Below are 16,208 nucleotides of genomic sequence, written 5' to 3'. Positions count from 1 at the left end.
TTTCATGAATAAAATCGCATCAAATCACAGGCCAAGCGGGCTAACAGTCCGCTTGGTTTTTTTTCATACGTCTATTCGCGAACGTTTGGGCTTCCGCATACACTGTAAAACCATCATTTGAAAATCGCTGGAGGGACACACCCATGAGAACAAAAATTTGGCGCCGCTGGATCGCAGCGATTGTCCTGCTTGTGCCGGTCCTGCTGGCCGGATGTGCCAGAACAGAGCCTGCACCGGCCAAAATTACGATTGGCGAGGTAACGCGGTCGATTTTTTATGCACCGCAGTATGTGGCACTGAGTCAAGGCTTTTTTAAAGAGGAGGGACTGGAGGTTGAACTGACGACGACACCGGGCGGCGATAAAACGATGACCGCATTGTTGACCAATTCGATTGATATTGCACTCGTCGGTTCCGAAACCTCCATCTATGTCCAGCAGCAGGGTGCGGAAGACCCGGTTATTAACTTTGCCCAGCTGACTCAAACTGATGGGACATTTCTGGTCGCCCGGAAACCGGCTTCGGACTTCAATTGGAATCAGCTTAAGGGCCAGACGTTTCTGGGACAAAGAAAAGGCGGTATGCCGCAAATGGCAGGCGAATTTACATTAAAAAAGAAAGGCATTGATCCCCAGAAGGACGTCACGCTGATTCAAAATGTAGAATTTGCCAACATACCGGCCGCTTTTACCTCAGGGACGGGAGATTACGTGCAATTGTTCGAGCCGCAAGCCTCAGTGTTTGAAAAAGAAGGCAAGGGGTATGTCGTTGCCTCGTTTGGTGTGGAGAGCGGGCAGCTGCCGTATACCGTGTTTATGACGAAAAAAAGCTTGATTGAGAAGCAGGGCGCCACGGTTCAAAAATTTACCAATGCGGTCCAAAAAGCGCAGCTGTGGGTGCAGCAGAAATCGCCGCAGGAAATTACAGCCGCTATTTTGCCCTATTTCAAGGATACCGATCCGCAAATTGTGGAACGTGTGGTGAAGCGGTACAAGGATCAGGGCTCGTTTGCCGTGGACGCGGTCATCGATGAGACGGAATGGAACAATCTTCAAGCTGTGATGTCGGCGGCGGGTGAATTGAAGGAGCGGGCCGATTATAAAGCACTGGTTAATAACAGCTTTGCCGAGAAGGCGAAGCAGACGGTGAAGTAATTCTGGGATAGAGAGGTGAGGCGCCATGAGCGAGTCGGTACGGCTGGCGGGGGTGACCCACGTTTACGTTAGCGAGACAAAAGCATATTTGGCGCTGGACCGTATCGACCTGTCGCTGCAAACCGGCGAATTCATCAGTCTGGTCGGTCCCAGCGGCTGCGGCAAGACGACGCTCATGTCCATCGTTGCAGGGCTTATTCAGCCGACGTGTGGAGAGGTTGAGGTGTTTGGGGCATCTCCCGGAGCCAAAAACGGCAAAATCGGATACATGCTTCAGCAGGACTATTTGTTTCCGTGGCGGACGATTCTGGACAATGCCTTGATCGGCCTGGAGCTTACGGGGAACAAAACTCCGGAAAAAGAGCGCTTTGTGCGGGAGCTGCTGGAGGAAATGGGGCTTGGGGATGTGCTGGCGCAGTATCCGCGCCAGTTATCGGGGGGGATGCGGCAGCGGGTGGCTCTCGTCCGTACGCTTAGCACGAATCCAGAGCTGCTGCTCCTTGACGAGCCTTTCTCCGCACTGGACTACCAGACCAAGCTGCAGCTGGAGGATTTGGTTGCAGAGACGCTCAAGGCTCGGGGCAAGACGGCCATCCTGGTGACCCACGATATTTCGGAAGCTATTGCCATGAGTGATCGCGTGCTTGTGATGCAGCGCAATCCCGGACGTATTAAACGCGAATGGCTGGTGCCGGAGGCGATCCGGCAATCGGCGCCGTTCCATGCGCGGGAGCAGACGGATTTTCACCGATTGTTTCATGGGATTTGGCGTGATTTGGAAAATGAGGAGGAGCGGGATCAAGTATCCCCCTCGCAAAAGGAGGAGCCTATATGAGAGAGCCTGTAACGGAAAAGCCTTACCGGGCAAGCTCCTCCGAGTCTTTTCCGCTGATTGAGCATGTGCAGCAGGCTTATCTTACGGCTCAGCGGAAGCAGCGGCGGCTTGTGCTGGCTTCACAAATCTCCCTTTTGGCTCTGTTCTTCGGTCTCTGGGAGCTGGCAGGACGGCTGAGATGGATCGATATTTTGCTGTTCAGCTATCCGAGTAAAATTATAGCATTGCTTTATACGAAGCTGCTGGATGGAAGTCTTTTGCCGCATGTAGCCGCAACGGTAGGAGAAACGGTAATCGGTTTTTTGCTTGGCACGCTGGCGGGAACACTGCTGGCCGCATTGATTTGGTGGGTGCCGTTTCTGGCCAAGGTGCTCGATCCGTACATTGTCGTGCTGAACAGCATGCCGAAGGTGGCACTGGGCCCGCTGTTTATCGTAGGCTTCGGTCCGGGCTTGTTCTCGATTGTGGCGATGACCCTTGCGATTACCGTCATCATTACGATCCTGGTGGTGTATAACAGCTTTCGGGAAGTGGACAGCAATCTGGTGAAGGTCGTGCAAATATTCGGCGGGAGCAAGGGAGATGTGTTCCGCAAGGTTATATTTCCGGCTTCGATAGGGACGATTGTTTCGGCATTGAAGGTGAATGTGGGCCTGGCCTGGGTCGGGGTGATGGTCGGCGAATTCCTTGTATCCAAGCAAGGGCTAGGATATCTGGTCGTGTACGGCTTTCAGGTGTTTAACTTCACCCTCGTCATCGGGAGCCTGTTTATTATCGGGATTGTGGCTGCGGTGATGTATAAGCTCGTCTCCTGGCTGGAGGATAAAATGAACCGGCACGGTTGAGTTTGTCCCTGTCTTTCGTTACCATAGAGGGAAAATGAAAGACAGGGGGAGCCCCGTGGGAATTCGTGTCTTGAAAACAGCGCTTGCCTCCGTCATTGCCGTTTATGCCGCCGGCCTGCTTGGCTTGCAGTTCGCGTCCTCCGCCGGATTGCTGGCTATTCTCGGAGTAGACGTAACCCGCAAAAAAAGCCTCAAGAGCGTTTCTGTGCGTTTCGCTGCGGCGCTGCTGGGGTTGTTTGTGGCTGTTTTTTTGTTTATGGTGTTCGGTTACCATGCCTGGGTCATCGGCCTTTACATTGTATTGGCTTACCCTGTGCTGAGCCGCGTTCACTTGAGGGACGGCATGATTAACAGCTCCGTCATTATGTTTCATGTGTACAGCGCCCGTACCGTAGCGCCTTCTTTTCTATATAATGAAATCTTATTGCTGGTCATCGGCCTTGGTTCAGCGGTGCTGGTCAATCTTGCCTATATGCCGAAGCTGGACAAGCAGCTGCTGGAAAAACGGCATGTGGTAGAAGGGCTGTTTTCCGTGATGTTCACCCGGATTGCGGAATACCTGGATGACCACAGCAGAGTGTGGAGCGGGAAGGAATTGATTTCGGCCGAGGCGCATATTGGGCAGGGGGTGGAGATGGCCCGTAAGGCGAAGGAAAATCATTTGTTTGCCGAGGACAGCCCGTGGCTGACTTATTTTCTGATGCGCAGCCAGCAGCTGGAGTCGATTCAGCGGATGATGATGCTTGTTTCTCAAGTGGATCAGACCTTGGATCAGGGCCGGCTGATGGGAGAGATTTTCCGGGAGCTGAGCGAGGATGTGAAATCCGAGCATTACACGGGACAAGCGGAACACTACCTGGAGGAGCTGCGGAAAAAGTATAAACAAATGCCTCTGCCTGCCAGCAGGGCGGAGTTCGAGGCGCGTTCCGCGCTGCTGCAGCTGGGCGTGGAGCTGCGTTTGTTCTTGTCGATTGCCCGCAAGGAGAAGAAACGGAAGCCGCAGCATTCAGGATCATAAACTCCTGTAGATGATTTGTATTCCAGCATGATTTCTGGACTTGGAAAAAGGCTTGCGCACGGGGGGGCGGCTTGCTTATAAGGAGCCGGACAATGAATTCCGGTAGGCGCTCATCGCTTCCAGGCTGATTTGAACCGTATCGGTTTTGGGAGCGGCAGCCTCTTTTTGGGAAGAAGCCGCTTGCTGATAGGAACCGGACAAGCCGGCCCGCTGCAGTGCTCTATGATGAAACGCTTGATATTGCAAGCTGCCGATTGCAGCAGAACGGGTAACCTTCACAGCTATCATCCTTTGTGCATGGAATGGGAATTACGATGATTATAGCGGCCCGGCTTGAAATTCCGCTGAAGGCTGTCTGAAAATTGCCTGAAATCAAGGCGTGTGAATCCATGAAACGAAAAGAATGAGTTAACATTTGACAATTAACCATATTATAGTAAAATTAAACATAAATCCGGAAGCACCGGTCGAAACAGTCCCAGGGAACATCCCCGGGGCTGTTTTTGCGTATGCGCCCAGCATGGGCGTCATTTCCAGGGTAAAAGTCCCGAACGGAGGCTGACGATTGCCGGCTGTTACCAGAAGCAGGGGTGTCCGCCGCGCGGCAGAATCTGAAGGAAGCTGTAGGCAATCCGCGCTCCGATGAGGAGGAATCAACATCAGAGGGTTTGTCAACGGCCCGGGATCTGCAAGGGATATTCATTAGGGTCCATGTTAAACATTGTTTTCCTCTGCAATGTAATCGGCCGTTCGTATAGCCAAGGCGACAGCGGTCAAAGTGGGATTAGCAGCGACAGTAGTGGGAATAACGCAGTTTCCCGCCACATATAATCCAGACATCCCGTGGATTTGGCCATATAGGTTTGCTGCAGATGTTACTGGATTAATTCCCATTCTGCAGGTTCCCATTTCATGATTTTCACCGCCGGGACGCCTTAAGGTAATCGCCGGTTGGCCGTTTTTCTCGAATAATCGGACATTCATAGCTGATGCAGCCTCCCGTATCGCTCGTTCCATCTGACGGATCACAGCATAATCCTCTTCACTGTATGACAAGTGGATACGCAGCTCCGGAATTCCATACTCGTCCGTTCTATAGGGGTCTAATGTCACGCAGTTGTCAAACCGGGGCTCAACCAGCCCGGATGGAATAAATATGACCGGGACTTCGTGCTTCAAAGGAGGTTCCCTGTATTCAGAATAATTCAAATAATGGATTTGCATCTGAAAGAGACGACTCGCTGTGCGAGGAATCAAGACGTTGAGTATTCCTAAATCCTCAGGCATCTCGCTGCGCAGAGCAAGCCCGGCGGCATCCAGCCGTGAATGGTTCGTCAAATACCTGCCTATCGCTTCTCCCTGAATGCCGGAATGCAGCAAAATACGCGGTGTCTCCAGCGAGCCTGCCGCAAGAACGACTGTCTTGGCGTTCAGTGTGTACATTTTTTGGTCTGGTGAAGCCACCTCCACCCCTGTAACCCGGTTATGTGCCGTTACTACTCGAAGCGTGCGAGATTGTACAGTCAAGTCAACAGGCCGTATATTCAGTGCTGCTGCCAGGGGAATAATGGAACTGAAAAAAACATTCGAATGCAGCCGACCGAGCTGTGTCTGAGTAAGGTCAACAGCCATCGGGACGTCCATGGCTTCCGGAAATGCGCTGATTTGCAGCCGCTGAAGCATAACCTCCTGAAATGCCGAGCCTTTGGCAAACTCCTGTGTTACATTCATCATTCGTTCCGCCACATTGTAATAATTGTTCATGTCTTGCTTAGATACATGCAACCGGGATAGATCGAAGGGGAACATGCGCGGACAAGCGGCGCCCCAATGCAGTGTCTTTCCTCCCAAGACGTTGGAAATGAAATAGTCGACCGGCATAGGAGGCAAATGATTTGTGGAATACGACTCGCGGATGCGTTTCGAATAGCGGGGGTTTTTCCAGATAGCTTCCACAAGACCGAGATTATAAGTGGGGATGTTGATAAGATGCGTGGGCAGGAAAAGATCGCCAGCTTCAATCATCCCGATCTTTTTCCCATTGTTTCCCCAGCGTTGACTCAATCTCCAAAGCACGCCACCTCCGGCGGCCCCACTACCGATAATCAGAACATCGTAATCCGTTTGTGCCATTTGCTCCAATGGGGTAATGGGAATCCAGTTTTCTGCGTATTCATCGGCTACTGGAGGACCAAACTGGATGTGCTCCCGAACGGAATTGCAGGCCGGAGGGATATCCGGAATCCTGACAGACATTCCCTCGATATTGGCATCCGAATTCTGAATATGAGGATTAATGTCCATTACGGCCTTCATGTCGGCATTGTATTTCTTGGCAATCGTTCTCAGCGTATCTCCACTAGTAGCGACACAGATCCTCATACTACTTCTCCTCCCTGTTAGCGAGCTTGGCTGGCTATATAATCGGCTGTACGGATAGACAGTGCTACTGTTGTGAGTGTCGGATTCGCTGCTCCGAGAGAAGGAAGCACACTATTATCCGCTACAAAAAGTGAAGGGATTCCATGAATTTGGCCGTACGGATTTGTTGCTGAAACAGCAGGGTCCACCCCCATCCGGCAAGTTCCAGATTCATGATGCGGATCGCCTGGGGGCCTGAGACAAATCTCCTCATGGATAGCGCCTAACGTCCTGATTACCTGTTTCGTCGCAAGGGTTAATCGGGAAAGCTGCGCTTCATCGTGAGGAGAAAGGGAAAAGTGGACCTTTAACTTCGGAACGCCAAAGTCATCCCTTTGCTGAGGATCAAGCTCAACCCGGTTCTCAAACCGCGGCTCAATAGCAGCATAGCTTCTAATGAGGACCGCAATTTCGTTTTCCGAAGATTTGGCCTCCTCTTCCGAAATCATAAACTGAAAGGGACGTTGATCTGTCTGGGGGATCAGGATCCATAGGGGTCCCATATTCCGTGGGAATAAGGAGGAGCGATTCACACGGATTGTGCCCCGCAACGCAATTTGATCGAGAAGATAATGTCCGACCGCATGTCCAACAATTCCTGAATAGAGCAAAATTCGAGGCGTTTCGAAAGTACTGGCCGATAAGATGATGGTTTTCGCTTTGATTCGAAATGTAGTTTTCTCCCGATCTTTTACCTCAACGCCAACCGCCTTGCCTCGTTCGGTCAGCACTCGGGTAACACGGGCGTTGGCGGCTAAATCAAACTTGCGCAAATTCAAAGCACGCGCCAGAAAAAGAATGGAACTAAAAAAAACATCGGACTCGATTTTTCCACGTTTGACCGGATTCAGATTTAACGCTCTCGGCATTGCGCTGGCTTCAGGATAACCGTTAAGCCATAGCCGATTCAGCAGGATTTGGGTGACAGGAGCTTGCTCGGAATAGGCTTTCGTAACATTCATGACCTGCTCCGCAATATTGTAAAAAGGCTCTAATTCTTGTGGGGGAAGCGGCCAATGCTCCATTACCGACGGAAGAAAGCGCGGACAGTTCGCGTCCCAAACCAACGTTCCTCCTCCAAGTGCAATCACCTCGATGGCATTGGGGAATTGAGGGAATCGCATCGGAATGGAAACCTTGGGATTTGAGATGAATTGATCGCACCGCTCTTGATCCAGAGTAGAAATATTCCGCGCATTTGTTGGAATCAACAGGTCTCCAGCTTCCAGCATGCCGATCCTTTTGCCGCTATGCTGCCACCGCTCGCACAGCCGCCACAGGACAGCTCCCCCGCCCGCACCACTGCCGACAATAAGAGCATCATACTCCGTTTGCTGCATTTGTTCCAGGGAAGCAAGGGGAATCCATTGCTCCAGAGGCGGCAACATAGGAGGTATGCAAGTGTGAGGACGTTTCGGCATTCGTTCTTCTGTTATGCGAATTCTCATGTACTTACCTCCGATGTGTCCATGGCGTGAGATTTTTTCGTTCCAAACATCTGCTTGTGAACAAACACATACAAATGAAGAGAATGAACATTAAAAGGGAGGGGCTCGGTGAATTCAATATGATCCTTTTGTCAGGCTATGGAGATGAAATTTCACCGGATTTGGATACACAATTGGATGTTCTGGAGCAAGAAGGAATCCGTTATCTGGATTTGCGAAGCGTTGGGAGCAATGTTTTTCCTCCTGTATCTAATATGCTGGCACTGCCGGAAAAAGAAATTGTTCGAATGAAAAAAAAAATCCGCGAACGCGGATTTAAGGTCAACAGCTTGAATACCTCGATTGGGAAGTATGATATCAGAGAGCCTTTCACACCGCAGCTTCATGATTTAATGCATGCGATTTGCTTGGCTAGATTTTTCGAAACCACGAATGTTCGAATTTTTTCATTTTATGTGCCCAAAGGAGCAGACCCGCGAGAGTATCGGGATGAGGTGATATGTAGAATGAGGCTGATGGCGCAAATTGCTGAACGGGAAGGGATTACCTTAATGCTTGAGAATGATGCCCTTCTATATGGGAGCAACGGGGAACGTCTTCGGGACATTTTTCATTCAGTCCATTCCCCTTGCTTGCGCCTGGCCTTTGATCCCGCAAACTTCATTCAATCTCAGGTACTGCCTATGACGGACGCTTATTCTTATGTCTGGCCGTATATATCTTGGGTCCAGGCAAAGGACGCTTTCATAAATACTGGCAAAGCAGCTCTGATAGGAGAAGGTGACGGGCAAATCAGAGAGCTTCTTCAAAGGCTTCAAGGCAAAAAGTACGCCGGAGTTATCTCTGTCGAGTCCAAGCTCGAATCCACAAACCAACTAGAGGGCTTCACGAGAGCCCAATTGTTCATTATGAACGTTAGACTGCTAAAGAAGCTGCTTAGGGAAGAAGGGTTAAGCTGGACATAAGGAATCATGCCACAGAAGCGTACAGGACGATGATGTTCCTCTTCTAGAACCGTGAATGGCTCATGGGCCGCTTATCTTTTGAACCATTTCTTGACTAGGCATACGCCTGTGGTCACCAGAGCAGGAAGTCCAGCCGCGATAGCGACAACCAACGGCCATTGCAGCCGGATCATTTCCGCAAACTCAATCTCATGCTTAAACGAAACGAGTGTCAGAAAGAAACAGCACATCGTTAGCGGAAAAAATAAAATCCGGTCATTCTGTAAGCGCAGCAACTGCGAGCATGCCAGATTCAGTGCAAATAACGCAATGGTCGTCTTCATATAAGAAGCCACGACCAGCGCCAGACTAATCACGGATTCTACTCGTTCGACAAAGTCCTGAACGTTGATGACTCGCGCGATGAGGAAAACAGAGAACTTGACTTCGCCGGAGTACGGTCCTGCAGTCATAATGGAGCATATCGTCACAATGATGAGACTTAGTCCGTTCACAAGAAGAGCAGTTCCCATATATTTTCCTAACGCGCTTTCTTCTTTACGCTGGACAAAAGGCAGCAGCATGGCAAAGACAACAATTTCCCCATAGGGGAAGCCATACAGAAAATAAGCCCCTTCAAGAACCGGTCCGATGCCGCTTGGCATAATCGGAAGAAGGTATTCAGGATGATAGTTTGAATAGGCGAACACTAGCACGAGCATGGTAAATCCAAGCATCAGGTAGACGAGCAGCGGGAACATCCGCGCCATGACTTCAATCCCCGCACGCGCCGTTAAGCTGGCTATCATGAGAATCAACAAATGAAACACATACGAGGGGGTTTCTCTCAGCATTGTCGTTGTGAAAAATGCACCGATATCGATCACGATATACGACACCAGCAGCATTAAAAAAAGGACAAAGGGAATGAACAAAAGCATCGTGAAATACTTGCCCAGGATCTCCCGGCTATGGCCGACGAAGGTTAGCGTCGGGTACTGACGGTGCAAATACAGCATGCAAGCCAGAAACAGAAAACCAGCCGCAATCGCGATGATGAGGGATATCCATGCCCCATTCTGCGCTAGAGCCGTTATGGGAGCCGGAATGTTGATGATGGCAGATCCGGTCATAAAGGCGTAGAACAGTACAGCTAGCTGATGTGCGCTTATAGTTTCCCGTTTGTTCATACAAGCATCCCTTCGAATTCACTTCTGTCTGTTAAGAGGGTTCTTTCAAGATTTCAAAATCATCATGGACGGCTTGTCCAGCAGATCTTTGACTATGCTGGTTGGATTCGGCCAATGCAGCTTGAATACAAAATCCATTCCCAGGTAAAGCGAAGCGAGCATAAGCAGCCAGTATGCAATTCGTTCCGGAGACCGGCATTGCTTTAATCGTGGAATATCATACGCGAGTATCGAGGTGTAAACAATGAACAGTGCGATCATTTGCACAGGCATATTCGCTTCCCCCTAACTGTAACCGAAAATAGCATTCTAATGCCGGACGGAAGCTTTGCCAGATACCTTCCCGACATTATGAATCGTCACATCGACATGAATGTCAAACTGACTCTGGGCAAAATGCATATCCCAATTTTTTTTCCAGCTTTGCCATTCAGTCGGGTGGTGTCTATAGAGTTGATTGCCAATCCCAAGGACATCCGTCTTCTGTTTTTGCAGCACACGGACGGTTTCTCGTAAACGTTCCTCAACAATAGAACCGATCCTTTGGGCCAGCTTCTTCTCAGATTCCAGATCCACAATCGAAGAGCAATGAAGCTCGCCGATTGTTCCTTCAATCTCGGTTTTTACTTGAACGGTAACTTGATCCCCTTTGATCATCGGCTTCATTTTGGTTTTGAGCTCACCAACCTCAAATGCCTCCGTGAAGTGAATTCCCGTCTTTTCCAAAGCATCGCACGGGATATCGATAATCCCGCCTTCGTATTTGTCAGCCAGCATCAGATAATATTTGACTTGCTCCGGGGACAGAACAGAATCCTTCATTTTTCCATCCTTCAGCAGAGCAGCTCCGGCCAAAATGATTTGCTTTTCCTTTTTTGCGTTGCTGCTGCGCAATTGTGCGTAAGGAACGATCATGGCATTGACCTCACTTTTGGACGTGACAATGACATCCAGCAAATTTACAGACGTGGTCTTTGATGAAAACCGCGAAGCGGCTCGCTGGAGTGTTTTGACTTGCTGACCGATCGTATTCTCGACATACAGCTCAGCGTTTAAGTAGTCGCTGGCTCTGCCTTGGGTTATCGTGATGGAAATCGTTTCTCTTGGTTCGTGGTCGCGTTCGAAAAAGTCTACCAGATCGGTCATGCTGGTTTTCTTGGCCAGCTCCTCGCCAACCAGTATGACCCGCATATGACTCCACTGGGCTTTGCGTCCCAGATGGAGAGGGATATCACGGACCGCCTCGAAGACAGAATCCGCTTCCGTCCGGATGTTCATATAGGAATGACCGCCTTTCATTTGCCTCGTGATATCGCCCCCCGGCTTGTAGATATGAACATTGAGCTCAATCTTGCCTTCATCCGACCGATCGATTGCAACGGCCTGTACAAATCCCCATTCTGTCATCTCAAACTTGTTCCAGCAGCCTGCTAAAAGGATAAGCAGCGGTGTACAGATGAAAATCTTGAGGATCGTTCTCATCAGTTTATTCTCCTCGCGACTTATGCGGATAGCGTAGCATTGCTTTCATAGATGGCCGGAAAATCAGCTGCACAATTTTGCGAGGGTCAATCGGCGACAAGGTTTTCAGATATGGCTGACCCAGTGTCCGCAAGCAAGTCAAATGCAGATAGACCAACAAGCCGCCAATCATCAGGCCAAATCCACCAAGCGTTGCTGAAAGAAGCATGAAAGGAAATCTTAGAACCCGCAGGCTGATCCCGATATTGTACTGAGGGATAGCAAAGGAAGCAATTGCAGTGGAGGCGACCACAATGACCATGGCGGGTGATGCGATATGAGCCTGAATGGCAGCTTGCCCGATAACAAGTGCGCCGACAATGCTGACAGCCGACCCAATCGGCTTCGGCAGGCGGACTCCGGCTTCTCGAAGCATTTCCAGAAAAAATTCCATAATAAAGGCCTCGACCAACGCCGGAAATGGAATCCCTTCTCTGGCATCCAGAATGGTCAAGAGAAGTACCGTCGGAAGCAATTCTGGATGAAAGGTGGAAAAAGCGATATATATGCTTGGCAGCAAAAGTGAAATGAAAAAAGCAACCATTCTTAGGAATCGAATCAAACTGGAGTGAACGGTTCTTTGATAGTAATCCTCACTCGTCAAGAAGAACTCTGGAAATAATCCCGGACAAATCAAAATTGAAGGCGAGCCTTGAGTCATCACAATGATTTTTCCTTCCAATAGAGCTGCGGCTGCCGTATCCGTACGTTCAGTATAGCGGTACTGGGGAAATGGAGAGTAAGTTGAGTCCTCAATCATGGATTCAATAAAGGTGGGCTCCATGATCTCCATTGAAACGTCTATGGCTGCGATTCGTTTTTTGAATTCGCCCAAGGTTTCAGGCAGGACTAGCGTTTCCATATAGCCATACATGATCCGGGTCTTGCTGTATGTCCCGATCTGAAGCAGCTCAACCTTGAAAGCAGGACTCTTGATTCGCATCCGGAGCATCCCGATATTTTTATCCAGATTTTCAATCGTTGCCTCACGCGGCCCCTGGACAGACGATTCATTCGTCGATTCCGTGACCTGTCTGGTTTCCAGACCCAGGGCTTCATAGCTGAGCGCATGGTCCCAGCCGTCAAAAAAAATGAGGATATTTCCCATCACCACGGCTTGCACTGCTGCTTCAAAATGAGAGACCAGCTGCGCCGACTGGGCGGAGACGCCTTTTCCGCTAAAAAATTGAATAACGTCGCTGATTTCCAGCATCGTTGCGGGACCAACCTCATGCGGCACGAGATCCTGCAGCGATTCTTTCATGTAGTTTACTTTTTTCTTTAGAACGAGGGTATGCAGGTATACTGAGAATGCCTGAAACTGAAAATCAGGCCCGTAGCTCCAAGGCAGTAATGAAATATCATCGCAATGCTTGAAAATGGTCTCTATACGCAGACGATTGTCCTCGAGCACCTGCGATATTCGATCGTCTTCGGAAAATCGGGATGCTGGATCCAACACAAATCCTCCTCTCATCAGGCTTCAGTAACGTTAGGATTACCTTTATCATGTATAATATACAAAAAAAGGTCCGTGAGGTCGGTTGGACCAACTACGCACGGACGACCACCATGAAAATATGAAAATATGGTATAATAGACCTAGTTAGATCCTGATGAATTGGGATCTTGTGCCGGTTCCGGGGTCATATATACTTTCCAGATCAGTAGAGAGGAGGAACAGCTCGGCTTGCGGGGAGTGTATGTATAACCTCTTGGGCATACCTGCATTCGTTTTTATTAATACCAACCAGAGAGGAATAAACAAATCATGATCTCCTTATGGAACAGCGTGAGAAAAGATTTTAAAACAAAGCTGATTAGCGCCTTTGTTATTGTACTCATTTTGCCGGCAGTATCCGTCGGAATCTTCTCGTTCATCAGCTCCAAGCAGGAGCTGCGAAAACAAATTATGAACACCGCAGATAACAATGTAGAGATGCTTAATAAAAATATAGATGATGCCATTGCCTATAAAATAAATGATTTGCAATTTTTTTTAAAACGATTGGACCGGTTTTCGTTTGACAGGGCAACCGTTCAGTCCATGTTTGACCAATATGTCTCCCTTCATCCTGAAGTGAACAGTCTTTCTTTCGGGATGGATGATGGCCGCTATTACCGCTCGCCGAATATTGATCTTGGGGCCGATTTCAATCACAAGCATCGCGAATGGTATACACAAGCCTTGGCTGAGCCGGGCAAACACACGATTACATCCCCTTATGCCTCCGCGGGAACTGGCAGCATGGTCTTTAGTATTTCACAGGCTACCCCGGACGGAAAAGGGGTATTCGCCATAGAAATTAGTCTCAGCGATATGAAAAAGAAAGCGGAAAGCTTGAAAGTGGGTCACGAAGGTTACATGGTGCTGCTTGACCAGCATGGGAAATATATTTCGCATCCGACTGCTCTTGCAGGAACAGAAGCGTCTGAGGATTTCTGGAAGAGGTTGTATGAAAACCAGCAGAATGAGTTTGTTTACGTGTTTAACGGGGAAAGCAAAGAAATGACATATATGACGAACTCCTCAACAGGCTGGAAAATTGCTGGAACGATGTACACTTCCGAAATATCCGATGCTGTTTTTCCGATATTGAGGGAAACTGCCATTACCATCCTTATTTGCCTAGCGCTTGGAGCCGTCGTGATTTATTTCATTCTGCGTTCGATTGTTCGGCCGATCCAGCGGATGAAGCAGCAGGCAGTGCTGATGAGCCAAGGGGATTTGACACAAACCATCCGCGTTGATTCCAGCGATGAAATCGGTGCGCTCGGACAAGCCTTTGCGCAAATGCAGCAAAACCTGCGTCTGCTTGTTGAAAATGTTAATCAAAGCGCCGGTCAGGTGGCGACTGCGGCGGCGGATCTCACTGAAAGCGCCAAGCAGACCAGCGAAGCCAGCGAGCAGGTGTCCGGCGCAGTGCAGGAAATTGCGGGCAGCGCTGAAACCCAAACCGGCAGCCTGGAGGACAATGCCCGGCAGCTTGGCGATATCGCCTCCGGCATTGCCGTCATTGCGGATAGAACGGCGGCGGTTGCGGATTTGACACGGCATACCACCGATCAGGCCAGAGAAGGCGGCGAGGCAGTTCAGCAAACCGTGGAGCAAATGCAATCGATCTCCTTGTCCGTCACCAGGTCCAACGAACAAATTCAGCGGCTGCATGACCACGTACAGGAAATCGGCAACATCTCGGATGTGATTGGCGAAATCGCGAACCAAACCAATCTGCTGGCGCTGAATGCCTCCATTGAGGCGGCCAGGGCGGGAGAGAACGGCAGAGGCTTTGCGGTCGTGGCCAGCGAGGTGCGCAAGCTGGCGGAGCAGTCCCAGGATTCGACCCTACATATTAAGCAGCTCATTCAGGAAATACAGCACAATACTGCCGGCACGGTGACTACGATGGCGAAGGTGACAGGCGAGGTAGAGGACGGCCTGCGAATCTCGAAGGATACCATTCTCAAGTTCAACCTGATTGTGGATAGCATGAGGGAAACGGGTCCACTCGTGGAGGAGGTCGTTGCGGTTGTTCAGCGAATTTCCTCGGGAGTGCAGACCGTGTCCCAGGCCGCGAAGGAGCTGACATTGATTGCCACCGGAAATGCCGCTGTTTCTGAGGAAGTCGCTGCATCCGCTCAGGAGCAGCTTGCGTCCATGATAGAAATTACGGCATCGGCGGATTCGCTGACTCAAATGGCCGGGAAACTGAAGGGGCTAATCAGCACCTTTAAATATGAATCGGCTAACGATTGAATCCTGAGCATAGTCCCATATATTGCCGCGTAAATCGCGGCTTTTTTTTCATTCTGCTGACGATTGCCGGATCGCTATCTTCAGCCAGATGCAGGGCGCCCATGACGCTGATGAATTCATGATGGTCCAGTGGCTTTTCTATGAACAGGTATGCCGGGCTTGACGTTTACTTGTATTGTATAGAGGCGATCGGATGGCATGAAAGCTTGTTACCCTGAATAGGATGAGAAGGAAAGGAAAGCGGGAGACATCCTTTGCCCAGGCGCGTCATCCCCGTTTGACAAGTGTTTTCATCAACGAAGCCCGAGAGGGTTTTCCTAATATTATTTAATTGTCGTCCGCCGATTTATCAACATTCGCCTATGTCCTGCATACACTTGTAATGAATGATTGTTATGGAGGAGGTTAAAGGTGTCTATGGCAGATAGAGACTTGCAATGCAGAGAAATTATTACCAAGGCTGTATGTGGCAAAGGCCGTAAATTTTCGCAAGTTTCGCATATGGTTTCCCCGCCGCACGCGCCTACCAGCATCTTGGGCGCATGGGTGATTAACCATCAATACGAAGCGGTGAAGTCTGCGGACGGCATCGAGGTAGTAGGTACTTACGATATTAACATCTGGTATTCCTACAACAAAAACACACAAACGGACGTTGCTAAGGAAACTGTTTCTTATGTAGAGACGGTCGGGCTTTCTTACCTGGACTCCAAGCACCGCCCCGCCACAGTGGAGGTTGCTGCGGAGGCGACGCAGGAACCGAATTGTGTGGAGGCTAGCATTTCGCGCAGCGGAGGCGGCGTTGTGATCCGGGTGGAGCGGGAATTTTCGGTTGAAATGGTGGCGGAGACGAAAGTATGCGTCGTCGTCTGCCAAAACTGCGATGATTTGGCGGATAAAGAATTTGAGTTTGACGGCGGCGAAGAAACGGGCGAATTCGAGGATCTCGACCCCGACTTGCTCGATGATGAATTGAATTAGCACTTTCTACACTATATGCTCCATCGAGCAGGTTGGCAGGGGGCAAACGCCCTCTTTTTCTCTTCCTGTACCACAATTTACGATTTGGAAACAC

At 49.8% G+C, this 16,208-nt stretch carries 14 protein-coding genes; 7 read left to right on the top strand and 7 right to left on the bottom strand.

The features are described 5' to 3' along the window. The first annotated feature begins 143 nt into the window (after positions 1–143). From WBG83_RS01530 to WBG83_RS01515, 4 genes are read left to right on the top strand one after another with little or no spacing between them, the layout of a single operon-like run. Positions 144–1,154: an ABC transporter substrate-binding protein gene (locus tag WBG83_RS01530; RefSeq protein WP_336742043.1), complete on the top strand. Its 1,011-nt coding sequence runs from the start codon at positions 144–146 to the stop codon at positions 1,152–1,154. Between the two features lie 25 nt (positions 1,155–1,179). Beyond that, entirely contained in the window at positions 1,180–1,989 is an 810-nt protein-coding gene (locus WBG83_RS01525; RefSeq protein ID WP_336742041.1) for an ABC transporter ATP-binding protein, read from the top strand. Beyond that, positions 1,986–2,834, top strand: a complete 849-nt coding sequence (locus WBG83_RS01520) for an ABC transporter permease (protein WP_336742039.1) — start codon at positions 1,986–1,988, stop codon at positions 2,832–2,834. The genes WBG83_RS01525 and WBG83_RS01520 overlap by 4 nt, the downstream gene beginning before the upstream one ends. Positions 2,835–2,889: 55 nt before the next feature. Beyond that, positions 2,890–3,852, top strand: a complete 963-nt coding sequence (locus WBG83_RS01515; RefSeq protein WP_336742037.1) for an aromatic acid exporter family protein — start codon at positions 2,890–2,892, stop codon at positions 3,850–3,852. 75 nt (positions 3,853–3,927) lie between these two features. Here the strand turns inward: WBG83_RS01515 and WBG83_RS01510 are convergent, their stop codons facing one another. The 3 genes from WBG83_RS01510 to WBG83_RS01500 all read right to left on the bottom strand — a co-directional run bounded on the left by WBG83_RS01510 (position 3,928) and on the right by WBG83_RS01500 (position 7,721). Next, a complete protein-coding gene (locus WBG83_RS01510; protein ID WP_336742035.1) occupies positions 3,928–4,131 on the bottom strand; it encodes a hypothetical protein in 204 nt (67 codons plus the stop codon). A 435-nt stretch (positions 4,132–4,566) separates the two neighbouring features. Next, positions 4,567–6,234 carry a GMC oxidoreductase gene (locus WBG83_RS01505; RefSeq protein WP_336742033.1) on the bottom strand — a complete coding sequence of 556 codons (1,668 nt, stop codon included), beginning with the start codon at positions 6,232–6,234 and terminating at the stop codon, positions 4,567–4,569. Between the two features lie 17 nt (positions 6,235–6,251). Further along, complete coding sequence (locus tag WBG83_RS01500) at positions 6,252–7,721, bottom strand: GMC family oxidoreductase (protein WP_336742032.1); 1,470 nt, start codon at positions 7,719–7,721, stop codon at positions 6,252–6,254. An 83-nt stretch (positions 7,722–7,804) separates the two neighbouring features. Between WBG83_RS01500 and WBG83_RS01495 the strand changes: the two genes are divergently transcribed. Continuing rightward, positions 7,805–8,686 carry a sugar phosphate isomerase/epimerase family protein gene (locus tag WBG83_RS01495; protein WP_336742030.1) on the top strand — a complete coding sequence of 294 codons (882 nt, stop codon included), beginning with the start codon at positions 7,805–7,807 and terminating at the stop codon, positions 8,684–8,686. Between the two features lie 71 nt (positions 8,687–8,757). On the opposite strand, the gene WBG83_RS01490 is transcribed toward WBG83_RS01495, so the two are convergent. Genes WBG83_RS01490 through WBG83_RS01475 form a run of 4 tightly spaced genes read right to left on the bottom strand, consistent with a single transcriptional unit; the run spans position 8,758 to position 12,835 of the window. Beyond that, complete coding sequence (locus WBG83_RS01490) at positions 8,758–9,855, bottom strand: GerAB/ArcD/ProY family transporter (RefSeq protein ID WP_336742029.1); 1,098 nt, start codon at positions 9,853–9,855, stop codon at positions 8,758–8,760. Positions 9,856–9,900: 45 nt separating this feature from the next. Beyond that, the gene (locus tag WBG83_RS01485; protein WP_336742027.1) at positions 9,901–10,128 is read right to left on the bottom strand and encodes a hypothetical protein; all 228 of its coding nucleotides are present in this window, start codon (positions 10,126–10,128) and stop codon (positions 9,901–9,903) included. 36 nt (positions 10,129–10,164) lie between these two features. Beyond that, the gene (locus WBG83_RS01480) at positions 10,165–11,337 is read right to left on the bottom strand and encodes a Ger(x)C family spore germination protein (protein ID WP_336742025.1); all 1,173 of its coding nucleotides are present in this window, start codon (positions 11,335–11,337) and stop codon (positions 10,165–10,167) included. Between the two features lie 4 nt (positions 11,338–11,341). Continuing rightward, on the bottom strand, positions 11,342–12,835 hold the full coding sequence (locus WBG83_RS01475) for a spore germination protein (RefSeq protein WP_336742023.1): 1,494 nt from the start codon (positions 12,833–12,835) through the stop codon (positions 11,342–11,344). A gap of 312 nt (positions 12,836–13,147) precedes the next feature. On the opposite strand from WBG83_RS01475, the gene WBG83_RS01470 reads away from it, so the two are divergent. Continuing rightward, on the top strand, positions 13,148–15,133 hold the full coding sequence (locus tag WBG83_RS01470; protein WP_336742021.1) for a methyl-accepting chemotaxis protein: 1,986 nt from the start codon (positions 13,148–13,150) through the stop codon (positions 15,131–15,133). Positions 15,134–15,550: 417 nt separating this feature from the next. Continuing rightward, positions 15,551–16,114: an outer spore coat protein CotE gene (locus WBG83_RS01465; RefSeq protein WP_336742019.1), complete on the top strand. Its 564-nt coding sequence runs from the start codon at positions 15,551–15,553 to the stop codon at positions 16,112–16,114. Positions 16,115–16,208 lie beyond the last annotated feature (94 nt).

The organism is Paenibacillus sp. y28 (assembly GCF_037137075.1).
Lineage (GTDB): Bacteria > Bacillota > Bacilli > Paenibacillales > NBRC-103111 > JBBBNV01.
Note: the sequence above shows the minus strand (reverse complement) of the source record. Positions and strands in the feature narration are given on the sequence as shown.